The organism is Telmatospirillum siberiense (assembly GCF_002845745.1).
GTDB lineage: Bacteria > Pseudomonadota > Alphaproteobacteria > Rhodospirillales > Magnetospirillaceae > Telmatospirillum > Telmatospirillum siberiense.
On record NZ_PIUM01000013.1, the window covers coordinates 77,947 to 100,684 of the forward strand.

The 22,738-nt window shown below is 62.8% G+C and carries 23 protein-coding genes; 10 read left to right on the plus strand and 13 right to left on the minus strand.

Annotation, left to right across the window (positions count from 1 at the left end; all coding sequences use genetic code 11):
* Nucleotides 1–13 precede the first annotated feature (13 nt).
* Nucleotides 14–748 carry an SDR family NAD(P)-dependent oxidoreductase gene (locus CWS72_RS12760; RefSeq protein ID WP_101251043.1) on the minus strand — a complete coding sequence of 245 codons (735 nt, stop codon included), beginning with the start codon at nt 746–748 and terminating at the stop codon, nt 14–16.
* A 144-nt stretch (nt 749–892) separates the two neighbouring features.
* Here CWS72_RS12760 and CWS72_RS12765 point away from each other — a divergent pair, with 144 nt between their 5' ends.
* Complete coding sequence (locus CWS72_RS12765) at nt 893–1,483, plus strand: TetR/AcrR family transcriptional regulator (RefSeq protein ID WP_101250993.1); 591 nt, start codon at nt 893–895, stop codon at nt 1,481–1,483.
* Nucleotides 1,484–1,874: 391 nt separating this feature from the next.
* Here CWS72_RS12765 and CWS72_RS12770 read toward each other — a convergent pair whose 3' ends face one another.
* The 8 genes from CWS72_RS12770 to CWS72_RS12805 all read right to left on the minus strand — a co-directional run bounded on the left by CWS72_RS12770 (nt 1,875) and on the right by CWS72_RS12805 (nt 10,094).
* A complete protein-coding gene (locus CWS72_RS12770) occupies nt 1,875–2,606 on the minus strand; it encodes a GntR family transcriptional regulator (RefSeq protein ID WP_241911713.1) in 732 nt (243 codons plus the stop codon).
* 17 nt (nt 2,607–2,623) lie between these two features.
* Nucleotides 2,624–3,439, minus strand: a complete 816-nt coding sequence (locus CWS72_RS12775; protein ID WP_101250994.1) for an ABC transporter permease — start codon at nt 3,437–3,439, stop codon at nt 2,624–2,626.
* A complete protein-coding gene (locus CWS72_RS12780; RefSeq protein ID WP_199175669.1) occupies nt 3,432–4,265 on the minus strand; it encodes an ABC transporter permease in 834 nt (277 codons plus the stop codon). Before CWS72_RS12780 ends, CWS72_RS12775 begins: the two co-directional genes overlap by 8 nt.
* Nucleotides 4,262–5,311, minus strand: a complete 1,050-nt coding sequence (locus CWS72_RS12785; RefSeq protein ID WP_101250995.1) for an extracellular solute-binding protein — start codon at nt 5,309–5,311, stop codon at nt 4,262–4,264. Before CWS72_RS12785 ends, CWS72_RS12780 begins: the two co-directional genes overlap by 4 nt.
* A 20-nt stretch (nt 5,312–5,331) precedes the next feature.
* Entirely contained in the window at nt 5,332–6,417 is a 1,086-nt protein-coding gene (locus CWS72_RS12790) for an ABC transporter ATP-binding protein (protein WP_101250996.1), read from the minus strand.
* 3 nt (nt 6,418–6,420) lie between these two features.
* On the minus strand, nt 6,421–7,170 hold the full coding sequence (locus CWS72_RS12795) for a maleate cis-trans isomerase family protein (RefSeq protein ID WP_199175670.1): 750 nt from the start codon (nt 7,168–7,170) through the stop codon (nt 6,421–6,423).
* 13 nt (nt 7,171–7,183) lie between these two features.
* Nucleotides 7,184–8,719 carry an amidohydrolase family protein gene (locus tag CWS72_RS12800; RefSeq protein ID WP_101250998.1) on the minus strand — a complete coding sequence of 512 codons (1,536 nt, stop codon included), beginning with the start codon at nt 8,717–8,719 and terminating at the stop codon, nt 7,184–7,186.
* Nucleotides 8,720–8,921: 202 nt separating this feature from the next.
* The gene (locus CWS72_RS12805; RefSeq protein ID WP_101251046.1) at nt 8,922–10,094 is read right to left on the minus strand and encodes a GNAT family N-acetyltransferase; all 1,173 of its coding nucleotides are present in this window, start codon (nt 10,092–10,094) and stop codon (nt 8,922–8,924) included.
* Between the two features lie 222 nt (nt 10,095–10,316).
* Between CWS72_RS12805 and CWS72_RS12810 the strand changes: the two genes are divergently transcribed.
* Nucleotides 10,317–11,561: a DUF445 domain-containing protein gene (locus CWS72_RS12810; protein WP_101250999.1), complete on the plus strand. Its 1,245-nt coding sequence runs from the start codon at nt 10,317–10,319 to the stop codon at nt 11,559–11,561.
* An 11-nt stretch (nt 11,562–11,572) separates the two neighbouring features.
* Nucleotides 11,573–12,193 (plus strand): LysE family translocator, encoded by a 621-nt coding sequence (locus CWS72_RS12815; protein ID WP_101251047.1) that lies wholly within the window; start codon nt 11,573–11,575, stop codon nt 12,191–12,193.
* A 33-nt stretch (nt 12,194–12,226) separates the two neighbouring features.
* Here CWS72_RS12815 and CWS72_RS12820 read toward each other — a convergent pair whose 3' ends face one another.
* The 3 genes from CWS72_RS12820 to CWS72_RS12830 form a co-directional block, all read right to left on the minus strand.
* Entirely contained in the window at nt 12,227–12,691 is a 465-nt protein-coding gene (locus tag CWS72_RS12820; RefSeq protein ID WP_101251000.1) for a RidA family protein, read from the minus strand.
* Nucleotides 12,692–12,815: 124 nt separating this feature from the next.
* Nucleotides 12,816–13,553 (minus strand): TrmH family RNA methyltransferase, encoded by a 738-nt coding sequence (locus CWS72_RS12825; protein WP_241911714.1) that lies wholly within the window; start codon nt 13,551–13,553, stop codon nt 12,816–12,818.
* Nucleotides 13,554–13,840: 287 nt separating this feature from the next.
* The gene (locus CWS72_RS12830; RefSeq protein WP_101251002.1) at nt 13,841–14,887 is read right to left on the minus strand and encodes a HoxN/HupN/NixA family nickel/cobalt transporter; all 1,047 of its coding nucleotides are present in this window, start codon (nt 14,885–14,887) and stop codon (nt 13,841–13,843) included.
* A 136-nt stretch (nt 14,888–15,023) separates the two neighbouring features.
* Between CWS72_RS12830 and nikR the strand changes: the two genes are divergently transcribed.
* The 6 genes from nikR (at nt 15,024) to CWS72_RS12860 (ending at nt 20,386) form a co-directional block, all read left to right on the plus strand.
* Complete coding sequence (gene nikR / locus CWS72_RS12835) at nt 15,024–15,521, plus strand: nickel-responsive transcriptional regulator NikR (RefSeq protein WP_101251003.1); 498 nt, start codon at nt 15,024–15,026, stop codon at nt 15,519–15,521.
* A 24-nt stretch (nt 15,522–15,545) separates the two neighbouring features.
* The gene (locus CWS72_RS12840; RefSeq protein WP_101251004.1) at nt 15,546–15,896 is read left to right on the plus strand and encodes a hypothetical protein; all 351 of its coding nucleotides are present in this window, start codon (nt 15,546–15,548) and stop codon (nt 15,894–15,896) included.
* A gap of 189 nt (nt 15,897–16,085) precedes the next feature.
* Nucleotides 16,086–17,198, plus strand: coding sequence for an ABC transporter ATP-binding protein (locus tag CWS72_RS12845; RefSeq protein ID WP_101251005.1), 1,113 nt, complete (start codon nt 16,086–16,088; stop codon nt 17,196–17,198).
* A gap of 34 nt (nt 17,199–17,232) precedes the next feature.
* Nucleotides 17,233–18,279: an ABC transporter substrate-binding protein gene (locus CWS72_RS12850; protein ID WP_101251006.1), complete on the plus strand. Its 1,047-nt coding sequence runs from the start codon at nt 17,233–17,235 to the stop codon at nt 18,277–18,279.
* On the plus strand, nt 18,276–19,550 hold the full coding sequence (locus CWS72_RS12855; RefSeq protein ID WP_101251048.1) for an ABC transporter permease: 1,275 nt from the start codon (nt 18,276–18,278) through the stop codon (nt 19,548–19,550). The genes CWS72_RS12850 and CWS72_RS12855 overlap by 4 nt, the downstream gene beginning before the upstream one ends.
* Before the next feature lie 5 nt (nt 19,551–19,555).
* Entirely contained in the window at nt 19,556–20,386 is an 831-nt protein-coding gene (locus CWS72_RS12860) for an ABC transporter permease (RefSeq protein ID WP_101251007.1), read from the plus strand.
* A 140-nt stretch (nt 20,387–20,526) separates the two neighbouring features.
* Here the strand turns inward: CWS72_RS12860 and CWS72_RS12865 are convergent, their stop codons facing one another.
* Nucleotides 20,527–21,102, minus strand: a complete 576-nt coding sequence (locus CWS72_RS12865; protein ID WP_101251008.1) for a cupin domain-containing protein — start codon at nt 21,100–21,102, stop codon at nt 20,527–20,529.
* Between the two features lie 156 nt (nt 21,103–21,258).
* Here CWS72_RS12865 and CWS72_RS12870 point away from each other — a divergent pair, with 156 nt between their 5' ends.
* The gene (locus tag CWS72_RS12870) at nt 21,259–22,722 is read left to right on the plus strand and encodes an NAD-dependent succinate-semialdehyde dehydrogenase (RefSeq protein ID WP_101251009.1); all 1,464 of its coding nucleotides are present in this window, start codon (nt 21,259–21,261) and stop codon (nt 22,720–22,722) included.
* Nucleotides 22,723–22,738: the final 16 nt, after the last annotated feature.

The window sequence follows — 22,738 nt, forward strand, 5'->3', positions numbered from 1 at the left end:
TGGGCGAAGCGCGTCAGATTTGCGCCAGGCCGCCATCGACGGCGACCTCGCTGGCGGTCATGAAGCTGCTGTCCGACGACGCGAGAAAGGCGGCTACCGCTCCGATCTCCGCCGGATCGGCCATGCGCTGGAGCGGCGTCATCGAGGCAAAGGCCTTCTGGCCCTCTTCGCCCAGCGCTTCCTTTGCGAGTTCGGTCGCCGTCGCTCCAGGCGACAGCACGTTGACCCGGATGCCGGTGCCCTTCAGGTCCTCCGCCCAGGTCCGCGCGAGGTTGCGCACGGCCGCCTTGCTCGCGCTGTAGGCGCTGAATGCCGGAGCTCCCGTGGTGCCGGCGCTCGATCCGGTCAGGATGATCGAACCGCCCTGTCCCATCAGCGGCAGCGCCTTCTGGACCGTGAAGATCGTCCCCTTCACGTTGGTGTCGAAAGTTTCGTCGATGTGTTTGGCGGTGATCTTGCCGAGCGGAAGCGGGCTTCCCGTCCCGGCATTGGCGAAGACGATGTCGAGGGTTCCGCGTTCGGCCTTCACCGCCGCGTAGAGTCGGTCGAGGTCGGCCTCATCGGAGACCGAGCCCTTCACCACGCGGGCATTCGGGCCGAGGTCGGCTACAGCGGCGTCAAGCGCTTCCTGCCGTCGGCCGAAGATGAAGACGAAGGCGCCCTCCTTGATGAAGCGCCTTGCCGCGGCGAGGCCGATGCCGGTGGCGCCACCCGTGATGACGGCAACCCTACCCTCAAGCTTTCCCATGACTTTTCCTTTCGTCGTGTCGGACTGCGTCTCTGTTCCCATCGGCACAAATGCGCTATATCTTGTGGACCACTGATCCGAATCGAGAATCTGGATCACTGATCCAGATAATATGGATCGCTGATCCATTTATCAAGGCAGTCCATGCGAGCCGACGCAAAAAAAAATCGCAGCCAAATTCTTAACGTTGCGCGTGACGCCCTCACCGAGCATGGGACCGACGCGTCGATGCGCGATATCGCCCGCCGGGCCGGCGTCGGGTTGGCCACACTGCTTCGTCATTTCCCGACGCGAGAAGCTTTGTTCGAAGCGTTGCTGTGTACCAATCTGGACGCACTAACGCAGAAGGCAGACGAACTCGAAACGTCGACTTCGGCTGACAAAGCACTTCTCACCTGGTTTCGAGAATTGGTGGCATTCGCCCAAAGCTATAGGGGCGTTATCGCCATGATGGCGGCCGCCCACACGAACCCGGACTCCGCTCTTTATGCTTCGTGCGCAGCGGTGCATTCGGCAGGCGCGCAACTACTTCTCCGTGCTCAGGGCGAGGGAATGGCGCGCGCCGATATGAATGGGGACGACCTGTTCGCCCTGATAACGGCTCTCGGCTGGGCGGTCGACCAACCCTCATTCGCGCCACGGGCGGATCATCTCGTTCACCTTGTCACAAGCGCCATCCTGACAAACCCGTCGAGTGGCGATATTGAAAAGCAACGTGCTGAAGCAGATCGATGAAATGGCGATCTTGGCCGATTGAGGGCTCGGTGATCGGTTCCGATCACCGAGAGTTGGTATAAGTCACAGACCCGGTCATTTAGGTCAGTCAGCATCTGAACTCTGCGAACGGTAGCTTCCGGGATTGACGATTGGACCATCGAACGTCCGGTCAAGAGCGAAAAAGCTCCGTTTTTTCAACGCTCAAGCGCCGCGCGGGCTGGAGCGCATTGACGAAATCGTTGAATCTTCTTTTGGTGTCAATGCACTAGATCGCGTTGACATTCATCTGGTCCAAATAAAGGCGCTGACGATGGCGAGGATGGACATGAAAGCACGAGAGGTCCGTGGGAATCCTATATGTCAACGCGATCCAGCGTGATGCGGATTTAAGGCATCACGCTATAGCTATTCATACCGTGTTGCGGAGTTCTTCATCCGGCGCATCAAGGGCCTTGATCACCGCTTCTCCGGTAACACGCATATGCTCGCGCAGGAGAACCGCCAAGCGGCTCGCATCGCGATTTTGCAGCGCGGCGTTGAGCTTTTCATGTTCGTCCAATGATTCCCGCCATCGCATCGCGTCGTAATTGGCCATGTAGCGCGCCCGGCGGATTTTTATGCTCAAGCCTTCATAGATCGGCACGAGAACGGGATTGTGAGCCGCCTCCATGATGCGGAGATGGATGGTCTGATTGGCGTGGAAGTAACCGGCGAGATCATTGGTCCGGTGCAGCTCCTTAAGGGATTGGTGCAGGTCGTCGATATCGCGCAGTTCGGCATCGCTGGCGCGGCGGCAGGCCAGGACGCCGATCATTTCCTCGAAGCTCTCCATGATTTCGAACATTGCCTGGACTGCCGTGGCATCGATCTCGGCGACGACGGATCCCCGATTGGGGCGCAGCTCGATCAACCCTTCCGAGGCCAGCACTTTCAAGGCTTCCCGCAACGGGGTGCGGGAAATTCCCAGTGTCTCGCAGAGATGGGCCTCCGGAACCCGATTGCCGGCGGGCAGGCTGCCTGTGAGAATCATTTCCCGCAGGCGCAGCACGATCTCGTCATGCAAACTTGCCCGCCGAATCGGTGCCGTTCCCAGAAGGACTGAGCCGGCAAGAGGCGCTTTCACCATGTCATTCCCACTCATGACTGTCTCCTTGTCGTTCAGCGCAAGAACCGGGATGTCCCCGCCACACGCTCCATCAGCAGCATGGACAGAACGGTGATGGCGATCAGGACGCCCGACGCGGCGGCGGCGCGGACGTCCAGGCTGTCTTCGATGATATGCCAAAGGCGGATCGGTAAAACTTCCGAACGGCCGTCCGAGAGGAAAAGGGACAGGGCGACATTATCGAAAGAGTTCATGAAGGCGATGAAGGCCCCCGAAAGGATGCCGGGAAGGATGTTCGGCAGCACGACGCGGCGAAAAGTGAAAAAGGGGCTGGCACCCAGGCTGCGCGAGGCGTCGAGCCACGTCGGATCGAGTTGGGCGTAGCTGGCCGAGGTGGTGAAGACGATATAGGGCGCGCAAAGGGCGACATGTCCGGTCAGCAAGCTGGCGAACGACAGCCCGGCGCTGAACAGATTGAACAGCACCAGGATGCCGAGGCCGAGGGCGAGCGAGGGGATGGTCAGCGGCGACAGGAAAAGGGCTTCGAGCAGACGCGCCCAAGGCGCGCCTCGGCGTCCCAGGCCGATGGCGGCGGCGACGCCGAGGACCGTGGCGATCGCGGTGGCTGCGGCGGCCAGCTTCAGGCTGGTGACAAAGGCCGCCGTGATATCGGGCGAATCGAACAGCAGGGACCGATACCAGCGCAAGGACAGCCCAGGCGGCGGAAAGCGGAGGGAATAGCCGGATGTCAGCGAGGTCGCGACGACAATGAGGCTGGGCAGCGCCAGCATCAGCAGGCCGAGCGCCGCCAGCAGGAGGATGACCGTCCAATAGCTCCAGCGATCCAGCCGGCGGCGCGTCTTATCCATGGACGTAACCGGCGCTGCGCCGCCCCAGGGCGTTCAGGATCGAGACGATCAGCAGGATGGTCATGAGCAGGACGATCGCCACGCAGGCGGCGAACGGATAATCCTGCGCCTGGATCGCCTGCTGATAAATATAGAACGGCATGAAGGCCAGTTGTCCGCCGCCGACCAGTGTTTGGGTAACCAGGGCGCTGACGGCGCCGGTGAACACCAGCAATGTGCCCGTCAGCAGGCCGGGCACGCAAAGGGGGAGAACGATGCGGCGAAGCGTCCGCCAGCGCCCGGCTCCCAGGACGTGCGAGGCTTCGATGATATGGGCGTCGATCCCGCCGATGGCCGTGATCAGGGGCAGAATCATCAGCGGCAGTTCGATTTGCGCCATGGCGACGGCGACGGCGCCCGGTGTGTAGAGCAGCCGCAACGGCGTTCCGATCAAACCCGCCTGCGCCAAAAGAGTGTTGATCAGGCCGTGATTGCCGAGGATGACCACCCAGGCGAATGTCCGGACCACCGTGCTGGTCAACAGCGGCAGCAAGACCATGAACATCAGGAAACGGCGCCAGCGCGGCGCCGCCACATAGAGATAGGCCACCGGGAAGCCCAACAGGATATCGATGACGGTGGTTTCGACGCCAAGCAACAGGGTGTCGAGCAGAACTCCCCGATTGTAGGCGTCGCTGAAGAACCGGATGTAACCCTTGATGCCGATACCCGTCATCGCCGGCGTGTCGTGGAGACTGATGAAGAAGATCAGCAGCAGCGGAATCCCCACGAAGCCGACGAAATAGAGGCAAAGCGGCGCCGTCAGCCAGGTGGTGGTTCTGCTCACCGTTTCACCAGCCGATTGAAGCGATCGATATATTCCGCCCGCCTGGGATTGATCTTCATCCAGTCGGTCTGGACGAACTGGTCGATCTCGCCGGCGTTTTTGGCGATGAGCGCCATTTCCGAGCCGAAGGCGACCTTGCTGTTGGTGGGGGCGAGATAATAGGGCGCGCCGGCCATCTGCCTCTGTACCGGTTCGCTGAGAGCCACGTTGATGTAAGCCGATGCCAGATCGGGTACGGCCGTGTTCTTCGTCACGCACATGAGGCTGCGGACCAGCCCCCAACCGCTGGCCGGCCGCGTGAGCGCCACGGGGACGTCTTTCGCTGCCAGCGATGCGACGTTGTTGAGGTAGTGGCAGGAGATATCGATCTGGCCGGACTGGAAAAGAGTGCCCAGCGCGCCGGGGTTGGCGGCGACCGCTCCGACATTGGGAAGCAGTTTCGCGATGAAGTCGAAGGCGGGATCCATGTGGTCCTCGTCGCCTCCCAGCATCTTGGCCAGCGCCACCATCCAGACGGTGCCGAGGGTGGAGTCCAGTCCGACCAGTCCGACCCTGCCTTTGAAGGCCGGCGAAAGCAGGTCCTCCCAGGCGGCGGGAGGAGTGGAGATTCGTTCCTTGTTGTAGGCGATGCCGAAAACCTGGGCCGAGACATAGGCGCCGAGCCCTTCGGGATGAACGAACCGTGTCGGCAGGGAGGCGAGGTTCGGCACCGCGCCGGCGACCATCGGACGGAACAATCCCAGTCCGACGCCTTGCAGGAACGGACCTTCGTCCATCATCACCACGTCGAACGGGGGATTGGATTGCGCTGCCGCCAGCTTGGTGACGGTGTCCACCGCCTGCGAGGCGGTGAGCGTCACCTCCATGCCCGTCGCCGACTGAACCGCCGGCAGCAGGAAACGACGGTGCGCTTCCTCCCAGGCTCCGGGAAAGGTGGTGGCTGTGACATGCCCGCCGGCGGCACGCACTTGCGGGGCCGCAAAGGCGAGGGTCGCCGCTCCGGCAAAGCGGAGCAAATTGCGGCGGCTGATGACGGGAAGGGACATGGCGGGAACTCCTTGAGAGCCTAGACGAACAGGCGGATCGCGGCGCCTGGCTGCAATCCCAGGCGAATTTGGTCGCCGGGTGTCAGGTGGACGCCTTGCGCACGGGGAAAGGAGAAACGGCATGGCCGTCCATCCGACAAAACCAGATCGACCAGCGCCGATGGGCCCAGCGGGGTGACGATCGAGACCGTCGCGGTCGGCCCCTCGCCATCTGCGGGAGCGACGCTCCAGTGTTCGGGGCGGATCGATGCCTGCACCCTGCCGGGCCGGCTGGCCGGGGCCGGTTTTGCCAGATCCAGGGTGCCGTCGGCCAGATGCAGGCGAAATCCCTCCGGGCCGCCTTGCAGTTCGGCTTCGAGCATGTTGGCGGCTCCGACGAAGTTCGCGACGAAAAGCGTTTCCGGCCGATCGTAGATTGCCTCGGGCGTATCGAACTGCTCGACGCAACCGGCGTTCAGGACGGCGATGCGATCGGCCATCCCCATCGCCTCCTCCTGGTCATGGGTGACCATCACCGTGGTAATGCGCAGTGCTCGTTGCAGGCGCCGGATTTCCAGCTGCATGTCGAGCCGCAGGTTTTTATCCAAGGCCGCCAGGGGCTCGTCGAGCAGCAGGATGCGGGGGCCGATCGCCAGGGTCCGCGCCAGCGCCACCCGCTGTTGCTGGCCACCCGACAGGGCTCGCGGCTTACGTTCGCCAAACGGCGTCATCTGGACGCCGGCCAGAGCGTCGCGCGCCCGGACAAGCGCTTCCGCCCGGCTTATGCCGACCGCCTCAAGGCCGTAGGCCACGTTGGCGAGGGCGGTCATATGGGGAAACAGGGCGTAATTCTGAAAAACAATTCCCACGCCGCGGGTCCGGGGGGGCAGCCCATCTACGCACCGCTCGCCGATCAGCACGCGCCCGATGGTTTGTTCCTGCAATCCGGCGAGGATCCGTAGAAGCGTGCTTTTGCCGCAGCCCGACGGGCCGAGAAGGGCCACGAATTCCCCATCGGCGATATCCAGGGACACGTCACTGATGACGTCCGTCTGTCCGAACCTGTGCGAAACGCCTTCAAGCCGGATGTTCGCCGCGTTCTGACCGGTGTCGGAGGAGGGGGGCATGAATCAGGCGACCGCCAGCAGGGGGGTCACGTTTCTGAACAGACTTCCCCAGCCGATGATCTGTGTCGGCGCTTCCTCGCAAAGCACGAGGGACTTCCATACCGCCGTTTGGATCGTGTCGTAACAGGGGATTCCCAGTTCGGTCTCCAGTTCCTCAATCAGGGGAGCCGCCGGCAAATTCGCGCAAGCGGTGACGATGGCGTCCGGCCGAGCCTGCGCCACGCCGCGAACGGCATCGGCCAGCGCATTTTTCTCCACTTCGGCGATACTGAAGCCGTCCTGCAGCCTGAAATGAAATTCCGAAACGACGTCGATGCCGATGGACTGGTAATCGGCGATGATGTGGGCCTGGACATCGTCGAGATAGGGGGTCACCAGTCCCAATGTGCGAACGTGCGTGGCGCGCAGGACTTCATTCAGAGCCAGCACCGAAGTACAGGCGCGAGCCGTGGTGACTCTTTCGATTTCGGCGCGGAGCGCCTCTTCGGCGGAAAACCCGATCCAGCCGGACGATGTTCCGCTCCACGCGATGACGTCGCATTTCGCATGCGACAGCAAGCTTGCCGCCGCCACGATCTCTTCGGTGTCGCATGAGGTCAGGGCGGCGCCGGAGGAAGACGGTCCCGCCATATTGAAACGGCCGAAATGGACCGATATGTGATGCAGGTCGCCGAGCATGCGGACGGTCAACGGTTCCAATGCCGTATTCGATGAAGGCGTCAGCATCCCCAGGCGACATTTACGTTTGGACACTCTGTTTCCCTTCTTAAAGACGGGAGCTCTGCCGATAGAACGGTTCATGTCGCGACGGATCGACATACCGGGCATAGAAGCGGCGGACATGCGGAAGCAGCGCTTGCGACAATTTGCGCCGCTCGACCTCGTCGTTGCTCAGGGCGCTTTGAAGCTGGTCGTGCAATTGCCGCATCGCGGCGGCCTGATCGACTTGGGTGAACCGGCCTCCGTCGAAGATCACGCGGCCGTCGCAAACGACCGTGCGGACATGGTCGCGCCGGCCCCGCTGCACCACGGCGTCGAGGCGGCCGGTCAGCGGATCGAGATAGGGTTGGCTCAAGCCGTCCCAATCGAGAAGGACCAGGTCGGCCGCCTTCCCGACCTCCAGGCTGCCGATGGCGCCCGCGAAATCGGTCGTCTGGGCGCCGCCGGTCGTCGCCATCCGGAAAACGTCGGCGGTGGTGGGCACGGTGTCGTCCATGCCGGGGGTGCGGTGGGCCCGAAGTACGAGGCGCATCTCCTGAAACATGTCCCGATCGTCATTGATCCCCGCCTCGTCGAGGCCGATCGCCGTGGTGATGCCGGCGGCCTTGAAGTGATTCAGGGGGGCCAGCCCGGATCGCAGTCGCATGTTGGACGAGCAATTGTGGCAGATACAGGTGCCCGTCCGCGCCACCAGTTCGATGTCCGTCTGGTTCAGCCAGGTCCCGTGGCCGAGAGTCATGCGCGGCCCCAGCAGTCCCAGGGACTGCAAATGCTCTACGGCCGAGGCGCCATTGGCACGCCGCCGCGCATATTCCTTCTGATAGGCGGTTTCCAGAAGATGCATATGCAGGCGGACGTCTTTTCCCTCGGCCGCCAGCGCTATCCGGTCCAACGCCTTATCCGAACACCAGTGCAGGTTGGCGGGGGCAAGCTGTATCCGGGTGCGGGATTTGCCGCCATGCCGCTCATGCAATTGCTCGAACAGCGCGATCATGTCGTCCAGCGACGTGCGGAAGCGGTCGAACCAGGACCGCATGGGGCCCTGGAGGTCCCTCGGCAGGCTGTCTACGAAAGCGGCGTCATCCTGATAGACCAGACGATTTTGTTCGCGGACGGCGTAGCAATAGGAGACGCGCATCCCGACGTCGTCGTAGGCGCGCAAGATATTTTCGGAAGCGGCGGCGACGGTGTCGAGGGTGCCCGGAACCCAGCCATGGATGTGTTGGACCGTGGTGATCCCGGACGAGATCATGTCGAAGGCGCCGTAAAGGGTGTCCAGATAGGGATCGACCGCCCGGCAGAGCATTCGGGTGATCCACCACAGTTCGAGCGGCATGTCGGGAGACCCGAGCTGAAGCGGGGTCAGTCCGACGTGATGATGGGCGTTGACGAAGCCCGGCAGGATCACGTCGCGGCCGTCACCGACGATGCGGACATCGGGATAACGCCTTGTCAGTCCGTCGAAGGGAAGAATGGCCGCTATGGTGGCGCCCTCCACCACCACCCCGACATCACGATGCTCCGCCACCGTTCCGTCCGGTCGAGTCGTCAGCAACGCCTGTCCGTGAACAATGATCGTCATAAGCGCTCCACGCCGGAAATATGCCTATTACTTAAGCAATATCACCGCAATGACTCTCGAATGTCTATAATCTCAGCAGATAATTCATAATTCAATATTTTTCTGGAAGCGGTTTTCCGGTCTCATGGCTCGTGAGATTGCCGGACAGGCGGGGCGGAACGTTGAAAGGCGCGAGCTGGCCGGGGTGAGGCCGGAGAGTTCGCTATTCTCCGCAAGGATCGGAATGGCGGTAAGGACCGCCTTCGGACAGTTCCTGGATGCTTTCGCTCACCCGGCGGCGTTCCTCGCCGAGAAAGTTCGCCACGGCCCGGCGGAAGGACGGATCGGCGATCCAGTGGGCGCTCCAGGTGGGAATCGGCATATAGCCCCGGCTGAGCTTGTGTTCGCCCTGGGCGCCGGCCTCGACTTTTTTCAAGCCATTGGCGATGGCGAAGTCGATGGCGCGGTAGTAGCACATCTCGAAATGCAGATAGCGAAAATCGCCGTCGGCCCCCCAGTTGCGGCCGTAAAGCGTATCGTTGCCGAGAAGGTTGAGGGCGCCCGCGACCCAGCGTCCGTCCTTTTCGGCCATGATGAGCACGACCCGATCAGCCATCGTTTCGCCCAGGCGGAAGAAGAAATCGCGGGTCAGATAGGCGTTCGACCATTTCTTTTCGATGGTATCGAGATAGAAACGGTAAAAGGCCTCCCAGTGGGCGGGGCGCAAATCGTCGCCGGTCAGCGTGTGGATTCGCACATCGAGCGAGGATGCCCGTTCGCGTTCCTTGCGGATGGATTTGCGTTTGCGTGACGACAGCGCGCCCAGGAAGTCGTCGAAGCCGCCATACCCTTGATTGGTCCAATGATATTGTTCGCCCATCCTGAGCAGCCAACCCCGGGCGGCCAGAGCCTCGGCCTCGGCTTGCGTCGAGAAGGTGACATGGGCCGACGACAGCCCCGCCTGGTCGACCAGGCTGGTCATCGCCTCGGCCAGCGCGGCGTCCAGGCCGCGCTGGCGCCAGGCGGGATGGACGAGAAGGCGGGGGCCGGTCACCGGCGTGAAGGGGACGGCGCATTGCAGTTTCGGATAATAGCGGCCGCCGGCCTTATGCCAGGCGTCGGCCCAGGCCCAATCGAAGACATATTCCCCGTAGGAATGGCCTTTCACGTAAAGCGGCGCGCAGGCCAGAACGCCGCCGTCCGGCCGCTCGATCAGCAAATGCCGCGGCGACCAGCCGCTGGCCGTCGCGGCCGAGCCCGAGTCCTCCATGGCGCTCAGGAAGGCATGCGCGCAGAATGGATTGTCGGGGCCCGCGCAGGCATCCCAGTCCGCCGCGGCGATCTCGCCGATGCCGCGGATGCTGCGGACCGTGACGCCGTCGCTTCCATCGGGCATTTCGATTTTCCTCATGGGCTGTGACATCGCTTCGCTTTACATGGGGTGCGGCGGGGTATTTCGCATTATGACTGAATCAAAGACCGGCAAACACTCGACCACCCCCGACGATTGAGGGCTCGGTGGTTGGTTCCGATCACCGAGAATTGGCATGAATCCCTGGACGCTTCGGTCTAAAACAGGAGTGGCCTGGGCCGATGGAGCAAGGGGTCAGACGGACGCATGGCTGGCAATTCCGATGATTTGAGACGATGGCGCGCCTTGCGGCGCATGCGTCTGACGGCCGTGGGCCTTTTGTTTGTGATGGTGTTGGCCGATGTCGCGGCTCGCATGGGCGAGGCGCGCTATCCCTGGCTTTCCTATCTGCGGGCCTTTGCCGAGGCGGCGATCGTCGGCGGTTTGGCCGATTGGTTCGCCGTCACCGCGCTGTTCCGCCGGCCCCTCGGCCTGCCCATTCCCCACACGGCGATCGTACCGCGCAACAAGGAGCGCATCGGTGACGCCGTCGGAAATTTCGTGGCCAACAATTTTCTCAGTCCCGACGTGCTGCTGCCGAAGGTCCGCTCGCTGGATGTGGGGGGGCGTCTGTCGCTCTGGCTGTCCCGCGAGGGCAATGCCCGTTTCGCCGCCAGACGCCTGATCGCCGCCGTGCCGCCCCTCGTCTCGGCCATGCAGGACGAGCCGGTCCGCCAGATGCTGCGCGACGCGGCGGCCGAGCGTTTGCGGCAGGTGGCCGCGGCCCCCCTGATGTCGCGCATCTTGCGTATCCTGGTGGCCGGCGGCCAGCATCTGGCGCTGTTCGACATCGGCATCACGGCGGCGCGGGAATTCGTCCAGGGCAACCAGGAACAGATCTATCAGGCGATCAATGAGAAGTCGAGCTGGTGGGTGCCGGAGTGGATCGACAGCCGTCTGGCCAAGCGCATCGTCGCGGGGATTCTGGATACATTGTCGGAGATGGAACAGCCTCTTCATCCCTGGCGCCTGCAATTCCAGGACAGCGTCGAAGCGCTGATCGAGGCATTGGCCCATGCGCCGGAAGCGCAGGCCCGCGCCGAGATCTTGAAGGACGAAATCATCGGCCATCCCGAGGTGCAGGCCTATCTCGAATCCCTGTGGGTCGAGACCAAGCGCGTGCTGCTGGAAGATTTGTCCACCGGCAACCGGATCGAGCGCGCCTTGACCGGCGCCCTGTCCGGGTTGGCCGGTCGTCTGGAGGAGGATGTCCGTCTGCGCGAGGTGGTGAACGGCTGGGCCGCCCGCGCCGTCTTGCATCTGCTGGTGCCCAATCGCCAGCGGTTCGGCGCCTTCATGGCCGGGGTGGTTCGCAACTGGAATACCGACACCCTGGTCGGCAAGATGGAACTGCAATTCGGGCGTGATCTCCAATATATCCGCATCAATGGCACCCTGGTCGGTGGCTTGGTCGGTCTGCTGGTCCACGCCTTGTCGCAAGTGTTCGGGTAAGGAAAATGGTGATGCTGGATCTCGGGCAGGCCGCCGCGTTTTTTCTGGCTGCCGGATTGATCACCCTGGCGCCTGGACCGGACAATCTGATGGTGTTGGGTTTGGGGCTGTCGCGCGGGCGGCGGCAAGGGATGATCTTCGGTCTGGGCTGCGCATTGGGCTGTCTCAGCCATACGGTTCTGGCGGCGTTGGGGCTCAGCGCGTTGATCGCCGCCTCGCCGGTGCTGTTCACCGCCCTGAGGGTCGCAGGCGGGCTTTATCTGTTGTGGCTTGGCGTCGGCGCCCTGCGCGGGCGCGGCGGGGCGGCGAAAGCCTCGGCCGTCGAGGATGGTCAGGGCAGGCTGTTCCTCAAGGGATTGATGGCCAACGCCATCAATCCCAAGGTGGTGCTGTTCTTCCTGGCCTTCCTGCCCCAGTTCGTCGATGCCGCGAAGGGCGGTATCGTCTGGCAGATCTTGCAGCTGGGGGTGCTGTTCACCCTGCAGGCGGCGGTGCAGTTCGCCGCCATCGGCTGGTTTTCGGGATCGGTCGGCCGCTGGCTGTCGGGAAGGCCGAAGGCCGGAACCTGGCTGGATCGTGTCGCCGGGGGTGTCTTCCTGCTGTTCGGCCTTCGCCTGATTTTCGTTCGCTGAACGGAGCGGGCCGGTCAAGCCGGCCGGGTGGCATCAAACGCTGACGTCGACCAGCGCGTCGATTTCGACGGCGACGCCGAGCGGCAACGCCGGGACACCCACCGCCGAACGGGCATGGCGGCCGGCATCGCCGAACACTTCGACCATCAGATCCGACGCGCCGTTGATTACCTTCGGCTGATCGGCGAAGGTAGCGGTGCTGGCGACGAAGCCGCCGAGGCGCAGGATGCGGCGGACGCGATCCAGATCGCCGACGGCGGCCTTGATCTGGGCGATCAGATTGATTCCGCATAGGCGGGCCGCCTGATATCCCTCCTCGACCGTCAATTTGTCGCCCAGGTGGCCGAGATGAATCAGCTTGCCGTCCTGGAAGGGCAATTGGCCGGACAGGATCAGTTGATTGCCGTTGAGCACGAACGGAACGTAATTGGCCGCCGGCGCCGCCGCGACGGGAAGCGTGATGCCCAATTCGGCGAGGCGCGTGTCGATTTTGCCCATGCTTGTCATGTCCTTCGGGTGTTTGAGGGGAGGGGGCCATTCTGGCCAAAGCTGCCAGAGTGCACAATCCATCGGCAAAGATAATTTTCGGAATTCGGCGAAATCCAAGCCCGAGCCGAAAGCGTCAGTCTCTGGTGAAGTGATAGAGGGCGATGCCGCTGGTGGTGGCGACGTTCAGGGAATCGAACCCTCCCGTCATCGGGATGCCGACGGTTTGCGTGCGGGCCAGCAGATCGGCGGGTAGTCCGGGACCCTCGGCGCCGAACAGCAGCGCGGTGCGTTCCGGGCGGGGGGCTCGCGACAGCGGCGTTTCCGCCGATGGGCTAAGGGCGATGGCGGTGAAGCCTTGGGAGGCGAGCAGGGCCGGAATGTCGGTGCCGGCCTCGATGCGGGCGAAGGGAACCTTCAGGCAGCCGCCCACTGAAACCCGGATCGCCTTGCGATAAAGCGGATCGCAGCACTGGGCGTCGAGCAGAACGGCGTCGGCGCCGAAGGCGGCGGCGTTGCGGAACAGTCCGCCCATGTTGTCATGGTTGGCGATGGCGCTCAAAACGACGACCAGCGCCCGGGGAGGGCAGGCGGCCAGCAACTGGGCGGGATCGACCGGCGGGGCACGCCGTCCCAGCGCCAGAATTCCGCGATGGAGGGGAAAGCCGGCGATGCCGTCGATGATCGGCTGGGGCGCGGTGTAGACCGGAACGCCGTCGTCGAGGACTTGCAACAAGGCGCGCAGGCCATCCAGCCTCTTGTCGGCGAGGAGAAGGGACACAGGCTGGTGCCGGCTGGCCAGCAGAACCCGCAAGACCACCTCGCCCTCGGCGATGAAATGGCCCTGCCGGCCGACCAGATCGCGTTCCCGCACCGAGCGATAAGCCTCGATGCGCGGGTCTTCGGGATCGGATATGGAGATGATCGTGGGCAGAAAGACGGTCCTTCGGAAAAGAAGACCTGAGGGTTTTATATGACGCCTGCGCCTCCGGCTCAGGCGGGCTCAAGCGCCGCTCGGGCTTTAAGGCCTGACGCGAAATAATCGCGTCAGGCCTTAACGTTATAAATGACGCCTGCGCCTCCGGCTCAGGCGGGCTCAAGCGCCGCTCGGGCTTTAGGGCCTGACTGTCTTATTTGTCAACAGGCCCTTGGGGGCTGGGATCAGGCGGTGACTTCGATTTCGTCGTAGCCCTTCCAGCGGTAGATGGCAATCGAGACCAGCCAACTGGCGGCGAAAATTCCCACGATGGCGAAGCCCATGACGCCGAAGTTGTCGTTTATCTGTCCGATCAGCTCCCAGAAGGGCCCTTCGAGGGAGAGTTTGTCGGCGAGCAGCCCCAGGGTTTCCAGACCGCCGACCAACACCGCGATCAGCACCGAAACCAGGGTGATGGTCATATTGTAGTAGAGCTTGCGGATCGGCTTGATGAAGGCCCAGTCATAGGCGCCGACCATCAGGGTGCTGTCCAGCGTGTCGACCAGCGACATGCCGGCGGTAAACAGGGCGGGAAACACCAGGATCGACCAGATGGGAAGTCCGCGCGAGGCTTCGGCCGCCGAAATCCCCAGCAGGCCGACCTCCGTCGCCGTGTCGAACCCCAGGCCGAACAGCAATCCCAGCGGATACATATGCCAGCTTTTGGAGATCAGGCGGAACAGGCGGCGAAACAGGCGGCCCAGGAAACCCCGGTTGGCCAGCAACAGGTCGATATCCTCGTCGACGTAGCGTTCGCCACGCCGAACGGCGCGGAAACTTTTATAGACGGCGGCCAGGACGATCATATTGGCGATGGCGATGGCGAACAGGAAGAAGGCCGAGACGCTGGTGCCGATGATGCCGCCCATCTCCTTGAATTCGGAAAAGCGGCCCTGCAGGGCGACGGCGGTGGCGGCGATGGCCACCGACAGTCCGACGACGACGCTCGAATGGCCGAGCGAAAAGAAGAAGCCGACAGCGACGGGGCGTTTGCCCTCCTGCATCAGCTTGCGGGTCACATTGTCGATGGCCGCGATATGATCGGCGTCGACGGCATGGCGGAGCCCGAAACTGTAAGCGAGCAGGGCTGTTCCCAACAGGACCGGATAATCGCGGAAGGCGATCAGCGCCCAGCCCCAGGTCAGGAGATTGGCCACCGCCAGCAGCCCGTAAAGACCGATCAGCCGACGCCGCAGGCCCCCTGGAGCGTCATGGAGAAGTCGCGAAAACATGTCGTCTCCAAACCCTGTCTTGTCCGTATGACGAATTTTCTAATTGTATTACCAGTGGGGCGCGGAGACTGTCAACTCCTCAGACCGCCGGCAATATGCTAAACCGCTCCCTGTGATTGCCGGCGAGGAGGATGGGATGGAACGGGTGAGCATTTCCCTGGATGACGGACTTCTGGAGGAGTTCGACAGCTTCATCCGCCGCAAGGGGTATGAAAACCGCTCCGAGGCGATCCGCGATCTGTTGCGCCAGCGTCTTGAAGCCGACCGGGAAGAAAAAGGCGACGCCGAATATGCGATCGGCTGCCTCAGCTATGTCTATAATCATCATCAGCGGGAACTGGCGCGCCGTCTGACCGAGACGCAGCACAGCCACCACGACCTGATGCTTTCGACGTTGCATGTCCATCTCGACCATGAGAATTGCCTGGAGGTCGTTCTGCTGCGGGGGGCGACGCCCGCCGTCCGGCAGTTCTCCGAACAGACGATCGCCGAGACCGGCGTGCGGCACGGGTATCTGCATCTGGTCGCCACCGAGATGGAGCATGGCCGGCATAGTCACCGATCGTCCGATGAGCATCATCACGCGGATGATCACGGGCATTCCCATCATGTCCATTTGAAACCGAAGACCTGAAGGGCTTCCGGCCCATCCGGTTGCATGAAAGAAGAGATTTCGAAAATGGAGTTCCTGATCGACAAGAAAGCGGCGGAAGCCCTGTTCGAAAACAATGTCCCGGATATTTTCGGGCTGGAGAACAGGAAGATCGATCTGGTCATCAGTTCGCTCGCCTATGTGGATGCCAACGACACCATCACCGTGCGCCTGCAAACCGAGACCGATGGCCGCGAACCGCCCTATAATTTCGCCGTGACGCCTTATGTCGCGGCCAAGCTGGCGCTCGCCTTGACCGATCTGGTCAATCGGACCGGACAGTTCAAAATCAAGATGGAAGTGACCGATCCCGAGCGCGGCGTCGTTGCCACCTTGCCGAAGAAGAAGTCCTGGTAGCGTCGCTCTTCCCTGGAATGGCAACTGTTTAAAATTTCGGCCATTTGCTCAATTTATGGGCATAAAATGGCCAAAAATCAGACATGCACGGGAAATGAGCAATCTGCTTGTTCATTTTTTTAAACATTGCTATCGTGACCCCCTGATCATGAACCCCCGCCGGAGTGGTGGGGGTGAAGGGGGCGTTGAATGGTTGGCGGTGACGTTCTTGTTCGATTTTCGATGGTGCAGAAGACTTACGACGGCGAGGCTCTGGTCGTTAAGAATCTCGATCTCGACATCCATCGTGGCGAATTTCTGACGCTGCTGGGACCTTCCGGGTCCGGTAAGACCACCACCCTGATGATGCTGGCCGGCTTCGAAGTGCCGACCTACGGCGAGATCACCCTGAACGGCAAGGCGATCAACAGCCTGCCGCCGCACAAGCGCAATATCGGGATGGTTTTTCAGAACTATGCCCTGTTTCCGCATATGACGGTGGCGCAGAACGTCGCTTTCCCCCTGGAAGTGCGCAAGGTGCCGAAGGCCGAGATCGGCGCCAAGGTGGCCCATGCCCTCGACATGGTGCAGTTGGCCGAATTCGGCAAACGCCGCCCGGCCCAGCTTTCGGGCGGCCAGCAGCAGCGCGTCGCCCTGGCCCGCGCCCTGGTCTTCGATCCCGAATTGGTGCTGATGGACGAACCGCTGGGCGCGCTCGACAAGCAATTGCGCGAGCATATGCAGATGGAGATCAAGCATCTGCACGAGCGGTTGGGCATTACCGTCGTCTATGTGACGCACGACCAGTCGGAAGCGCTGACCATGTCGGACCGGGTGGCGGTTTTCCACGGCGGCGTCATCCAGCAGATCGCCGCGCCCGATATCTTGTACGAACAGCCGAAAAACGCCTTCGTCGCCAATTTCATCGGCGAGAACAACAATCTCCATGGGCGGATCGAAACCATCGACGGTGATCGCTGCACGGTCGTCCTCGATGGTGGCGCCCGGGTCCAGGCCACCCGGGTCAATGTCTATGGGGCGGACATGCCGACGGTTCTGTCGATCCGTCCCGAACGCCTCTATATCGGCGATTCGCCGACGGACGTGACGAACCGCCTGACCGGCACCGTGGTCGAGAGCATTTATCTGGGCGACCATCTGCGGGTGGTCATGGAAGTGCCCGGTGGTTCCAGCCTGATGATCAAGATGCAGGCCAGACCGAATCTATCCCAACCCAAACCCGGCGACCGGATCGAATTGTCGTTCCGCGCCGAAGACTGTCATGCCCATGCGCCGCTGAAGGTGGCGGCCGGGGACGCCTGAAACCGCGTTTTGAAGATTGGAAGGGACTTGTCCGATGAATAAATCGATCGCCTCATTGGCCCTTTTCGCCGGGGCCGCGCTATGTCTGGCCGGCGGCGACGCCCTGGCCCGCGATTTGACCGTGGTGTCCTGGGGGGGCGCGCTTCAGGATGCGCAGAAGGTGGTGTTTTTCCAGCCCTTCCAGACCAAGGCCGGGGTCAAGATGACCGACGAGCCGTGGGACGGCGGTGTCGGGGTGTTGCGGGCCAAGATCCAGGGCGGCAACGCCAACTGGGACGTGGTGGAGGTCGAATCCGAGGAATTGGCCATCGGCTGCGAGGAAGGGCTGTTCGAGAAGCTCGACTATTCGAAGATCGGCGGCAAGGACGCCTATCTGCCGGCGGCGGTGAGCGAGTGCGGCGTCGGCAACATCGTCTACGACTTCATCCTGGCCTATGACGGGGACAAGCTGAAGGAAGGTCCGAAGAGCTGGGCCGACTTCTTCGATTTGAAGAAGTATCCGGGAAAGCGGGCGCTGCGCCAAGGGCCGAAGACCAATTTGGAAATCGCCCTGATCGCCGATGGGGTGAAGCCCCAGGACGTCTACAAGGTCCTGAAGACGGAGGCCGGAGTCGACCGGGCCTTCAAGAAGCTCGACGGCATCAAGTCCGAATTGATCTTCTGGAAGGCCGGCGCCCAGCCGCCACAGCTTCTCGCCTCGGGCGAGGTGGCAATGACCTCTGCCTATAACGGACGCATCACGGCGGCCAACGACAAGGACAAAAAGAACTTCAAGATCGTCTGGGATGGCGCGCTTTACACCATCGACAGCTGGGTGATCCTGAAGGGCAGTCCCAACCGGGACGCCGCCTACAAGTTCCTCGATTTCGCCGGCCAGGCCGAGAATCAGAAGAGCCTGCCGACTTACGTCTCCTATGGGGTGACCAACAAGGCGGCCACCGCCCTGGTTGATCCCAAGCTGCTGCCGGTTCTGCCGACGGCGCCGCAGAACATGGCCAATGTGGAGCCAATCGACGACCAGTTCTGGCTCGAAAACCTCGACCGGCTCACCGAACGCTTCAACAAATGGGCCGCCAAATGATCAATCAGGGCGCGGACGGGGAACTTTCCCCGTCCACCGACGGGAATGCCGCCATCGGCGGCCGGGCGCTCAAAGCCCGTTTGCGGCGGGCCGAGCGCATGCGCAAGGTGGCGGCCTTCGGATTGGTCGCGCCGCTGCTTCTGTTCGTCATCGTCAGTTTTGCCCTGCCGATCGCCGGCATGCTTTGGCGCAGCGTCGAGGATACCGAGGTTTCCTCCGTCATGCCGCGCACCATTGCCGCCTTGAAGGGGTGGGGCGGACAGGATCTGCCGTCCGAGGAGGTCTACCGCGCGGCCGCCCGGGATTTGGCCGAGGCCCGCGCGAATGGCACGGCCAGCGCGGCGGCCCGGCGGCTGAACTATGACATCAATGGTTTTCGCACCTTGATCATGACCGCGGCCCGCAAGGCTCCATCCGCCGACGAGGCCGACATCCGCGCCGCCTTCGTGGCGCTCGACGCCCGTTGGGGCGAGCGGGAAACCTGGGCCGCCGTCAAGCGGGCCAGCGGTCCGCTGACCGACTTCTATTTATTGGCGGCGGTCGATTTGCAGCACGACGCCTCGGGTTCCATCGTTCATGTCCCGGAAGAGCGGGCCATCTACCTTGATGTCCTGGGGCGAACCTTCCGCATCAGCCTGACCGTCACCCTGTTGTCCCTGTTCATGGCCTTCCCCGTCGCCTATCTGATGTCGACGCAGCCGGCCAAGGTGGCCAACCTGTTGATGATCCTGGTCCTGCTGCCCTTTTGGACATCGCTTCTGGTGCGGACCGCCGCCTGGGTGGTGCTGCTGCAGAACGAGGGCCTGGTCAACCGCCTGCTGGTCTGGATGGGGGTCATCGATGCTCCGATCCGCCTGATCTACAACAGCATCGGCGTGCATGTGGCGATGACCCATGTCCTGCTGCCCTTCATGATCCTGCCACTCTATTCGACGATGAAGGCGATCAAGCCGCATTACATGCGCGCCGCCATCAGTCTCGGCGCACCGCCGGCCGTGGCCTTCGTCAGGGTCTATCTGCCCCAATGCCTGCCGGGCATCGCCGCCGGCTGTCTTCTGGTCTTCATCCTGGCCATCGGCTACTACATCACGCCCGCCCTGGTCGGCGGCGCCGGCGACCAGATGCTCAGCTACTTCATCGCCTTCTACACCACCGACAGCGTCAATTGGGGCATGGCCTCGGCGCTGGGGGCGGTGCTGCTGGCCACCACAATGGTCCTTTACGGCGTCTATAGCCGCCTGGTCGGCGACGGCGCCATCAAGATGGGTTGACGACGATGGCCGCTCCGCAAGTCCCCCTTACCGTTTCGCAAAGACTGGGCGCCATTCTGACCTGGGGTGGCGCCGCCGCCGTGCTGTTCTTCCTGCTGGTGCCGATTTTCGCCATCGTTCCGCTGTCCTTCAGTTCGGGCAATTTTCTCACCTATCCGTTGCCCGGATTTTCGTTGCGCTGGTATGAGGAGCTTCTGACCTCCGACAAATGGCTTCCGGCCCTGCGCAACAGCATGATCGTCGGCGTTTCGGCGACCATCGCCGCGACGGTGCTGGGCACGCTGGCCTCCATCGGCCTCAACCGGGCCCGCCTGCCGTTCAAGCCCGTGGTGATGGGGCTGCTGCTCTCGCCGATGATCGTGCCGGTGGTGATCACCGCCATCGGGGTCTATTTCTTCTTCGCCCCCCTCGGTCTTTCCAACAGTTTCTCCGGGCTGATCATCGCCCATACGGCGCTTGGCGCGCCTTTCGTCGTCATCACCGTCTCGGCCACCCTTGCCCATTTCGATATCGGCATGGCCCGCGCCGCGGCCAGCCTGGGGGCGCCGCCGCTGACGACGTTCTTCCGCGTGGTGCTGCCGTTGATCATGCCGGGCGTGGCGTCCGGCGCCCTGTTCGCTTTCGCCACCTCCTTCGACGAGGTGGTGGTGGCCCTGATGATCGCGGGGCCCGAACAGCGCACCTTGCCGCGCGAGATGTTCAGCGGCATCCGGGAAAGCATCAATCCCACCATCACCGCCGTGGCGACGGTTCTGATCCTGACCTCGGTGGTGCTGCTGGTCTGCCTGGAACTGCTGCGCCGCCGCAGCGAGCGCTTGATGACGGGGGCGAACTAGCGGCGATGGGGCGTAAAATCCCAGTGGCGCCGGCGTCCCTGCCCATGAGCGCTCGGATAAGAAAGTCTCCCCTCGCCCCTTGCGGGCGAGGGGACGAGCGTAAGCGAGCGGGCGAGGGTTTATCGGCGAGCGAAGCCGGATCAGAGATAGGGCGGGGTGCAGGCGCTGACCAGCACGCAGACCCTGTCGCCGAGATTGCGGAACCGGTGGGGCAGGCGGCTGTCGAAGAAATAGGCGTCGCCCTTCTTCAGGATTCTCTTCTGGTCGCCGACGGTCAGTTCGATCTCGCCTTCGATGATGATGCCGCCTTCCTCGGAATCATGCTGCAGCATGTTCCGGCCGGTTCCGGTGTCGGCTCCGGGTTCGTAGCGTTCGTGCAGGATCTGCAGGGTGCGCCCCCGCAGATCGCCGACCTGGCGGAAGGAGATGGTTCCCTTGCGGGCGGCGGGAATGTCGCTGGCCAATTCGACCAGTTCATCATTGTGGAAGAAGATCTGCTCGGCCGGCGGCAGATCGTCATGGCTGAAGAATTCGGCGAGAGTCATCGGTATGCCGCCCAGGACCTTGCGCAGCGACGCCACCGACGGGCTGGTGCGGTTCTGTTCGATCAGCGAAATGGTGCCGTTGGTCATTCCGGCGCGCTGGGCCAATTGGCGTTGGGACAGCCCGTGTTTCTCCCGAATGACCCTCAGGCGGGCACCGACGTCGAACTCCATGATGCTCTCCTTTAAATTCGTTTGATATTTTAAGCCGTGATCCGTCAGAGCGCACGCAAAAGATAAGCTGGAAGCCAATCCTTAAAGACTGTTGTTTAATTTTTTAAACAGTGCTAGCGTCTTTTCCAGGAACAACCCATTCGGAGCGCGGCTCGCATGATCGATCTCCAGGACGCGGCATTGCTGCGCAAGCATGCCTATATCGACGGTGCCTGGCTTTCCGCAGACGACGGCGGAACCTTTCCCGTAACCAATCCCGCCGACGGTTCGCTGCTGGCCGACGTCGCCAATTGCGGCGCCGATGAGACGCGCCGGGCGATCGCCGCCGCCGATGCGGCCCTGCCGGGCTGGCGTGCCAGGACCGCCAAGGACCGCGCCGCCATCTTGCGCAAATGGTTCGACCTGATCATCGCCCATCAGGAGGATCTGGCCCGTCTGATGACCTCCGAACAGGGCAAGCCTCTGGCCGAGGCGCGTGGCGAGATCGTCTACGGCGCCTCCTTCGTCGAATGGTTCGCCGAGGAGGGCAAGCGGGTCTATGGCGATACCATTCCCGCCCAGGCGTCGAGCCGTCGCTTCCTGGTGATCAAGCAGCCGGTGGGCGTGGTGGCCGCGGTGACCCCGTGGAACTTCCCGGTGGCGATGATCACCAGAAAGCTCGCTCCCGCACTCGCCGCGGGCTGCACCGTGGTGGTCAAGCCGGCGACCTATACTCCCCTTTCGGCCCTGGCGCTGGTCGAACTGGCCGAGCGCGCCGGCATCCCGGCGGGCGTGGTCAATGTGGTGCCGGGCAAGCGGTCATCGGTGATCGGCAACGAGCTGATGGCCAGCCCGCTGGTCCGCAAGATCTCCTTCACCGGTTCGACCGAGGTGGGCAAGCTGCTGATGCGCCAGGCCGCCGACACCGTGAAGAAGGTCAGCATGGAACTGGGCGGCAACGCCCCCTTCATCGTCTTCGACGATGCCGATCTGGACGCCGCGGTGGCCGGGGCCCTCGCCTCGAAATTCCGCAACAGCGGGCAGACCTGCGTTTGCACCAACCGCTTCCTCGTGCAGGACAAGGTCTACGACGCCTTCGCCGCCAAATTGGCCGAGGCCGTGCGCGGTCTGAAGGTCGGGGACGGCTTGGCCGCGGGCACGACGCAGGGGCCGCTGATCGATGCCGGAGCCGTCGAAAAGGTGGAAAGCCTCATCGCCGACGCCACGGCGAAGGGCGCCAAGGTATTGCTGGGCGGCAAGCGCCACGCGCTGGGCGGCACCTTCTTCGAGCCGACCATCCTGACCGGGATGACGACCGGAATGGCGATCGCCCGCGAAGAGATCTTCGGACCGCTGGCTCCGCTGTTCCGTTTCAAGACCGAGGCCGAGGCCGTGCGGATGGCCAACGATACCGAATACGGCCTGGCCGCCTATTTCTATGCCCGCGACGTCGGGCGCATCTTCCGCGTCATGGAAGCCCTGGAATACGGCATGGTCGGCGTTAACGAGGGGCTGCTGTCCACCGAGGTGGCTCCCTTCGGCGGCATCAAGGAATCCGGTACCGGCCGCGAAGGCTCGAAGTACGGAATCGAGGATTTCCTGGAGTTGAAATACATCTGCCTGGGTGGTCTGGACGATTGATCGTCCGGTGTTCGGG

Bases quoted from the DNA above. Each gene is read 5' to 3' on its own strand.
- CWS72_RS12760 (WP_101251043.1), bottom strand. From the start codon at position 748: ATGGGAAAGCTTGAGGGTAGGGTTGCCGTCATCACGGGTGGCGCCACC.
- CWS72_RS12765 (WP_101250993.1), top strand. From the start codon at position 893: ATGCGAGCCGACGCAAAAAAAAATCGCAGCCAAATTCTTAACGTTGCG.
- CWS72_RS12770 (WP_241911713.1), bottom strand. From the start codon at position 2,606: ATGAGTGGGAATGACATGGTGAAAGCGCCTCTTGCCGGCTCAGTCCTT.
- CWS72_RS12775 (WP_101250994.1), bottom strand. From the start codon at position 3,439: ATGGATAAGACGCGCCGCCGGCTGGATCGCTGGAGCTATTGGACGGTC.
- CWS72_RS12785 (WP_101250995.1), bottom strand. From the start codon at position 5,311: ATGTCCCTTCCCGTCATCAGCCGCCGCAATTTGCTCCGCTTTGCCGGA.
- CWS72_RS12790 (WP_101250996.1), bottom strand. From the start codon at position 6,417: ATGCCCCCCTCCTCCGACACCGGTCAGAACGCGGCGAACATCCGGCTT.
- CWS72_RS12800 (WP_101250998.1), bottom strand. From the start codon at position 8,719: ATGACGATCATTGTTCACGGACAGGCGTTGCTGACGACTCGACCGGAC.
- CWS72_RS12805 (WP_101251046.1), bottom strand. From the start codon at position 10,094: ATGCCCGATGGAAGCGACGGCGTCACGGTCCGCAGCATCCGCGGCATC.
- CWS72_RS12810 (WP_101250999.1), top strand. From the start codon at position 10,317: ATGGCTGGCAATTCCGATGATTTGAGACGATGGCGCGCCTTGCGGCGC.
- CWS72_RS12815 (WP_101251047.1), top strand. From the start codon at position 11,573: ATGCTGGATCTCGGGCAGGCCGCCGCGTTTTTTCTGGCTGCCGGATTG.
- CWS72_RS12820 (WP_101251000.1), bottom strand. From the start codon at position 12,691: ATGGGCAAAATCGACACGCGCCTCGCCGAATTGGGCATCACGCTTCCC.
- CWS72_RS12830 (WP_101251002.1), bottom strand. From the start codon at position 14,887: ATGTTTTCGCGACTTCTCCATGACGCTCCAGGGGGCCTGCGGCGTCGG.
- nikR (WP_101251003.1), top strand. From the start codon at position 15,024: ATGGAACGGGTGAGCATTTCCCTGGATGACGGACTTCTGGAGGAGTTC.
- CWS72_RS12840 (WP_101251004.1), top strand. From the start codon at position 15,546: ATGAAAGAAGAGATTTCGAAAATGGAGTTCCTGATCGACAAGAAAGCG.
- CWS72_RS12845 (WP_101251005.1), top strand. From the start codon at position 16,086: ATGGTTGGCGGTGACGTTCTTGTTCGATTTTCGATGGTGCAGAAGACT.
- CWS72_RS12850 (WP_101251006.1), top strand. From the start codon at position 17,233: ATGAATAAATCGATCGCCTCATTGGCCCTTTTCGCCGGGGCCGCGCTA.
- CWS72_RS12855 (WP_101251048.1), top strand. From the start codon at position 18,276: ATGATCAATCAGGGCGCGGACGGGGAACTTTCCCCGTCCACCGACGGG.
- CWS72_RS12860 (WP_101251007.1), top strand. From the start codon at position 19,556: ATGGCCGCTCCGCAAGTCCCCCTTACCGTTTCGCAAAGACTGGGCGCC.
- CWS72_RS12865 (WP_101251008.1), bottom strand. From the start codon at position 21,102: ATGGAGTTCGACGTCGGTGCCCGCCTGAGGGTCATTCGGGAGAAACAC.
- CWS72_RS12870 (WP_101251009.1), top strand. From the start codon at position 21,259: ATGATCGATCTCCAGGACGCGGCATTGCTGCGCAAGCATGCCTATATC.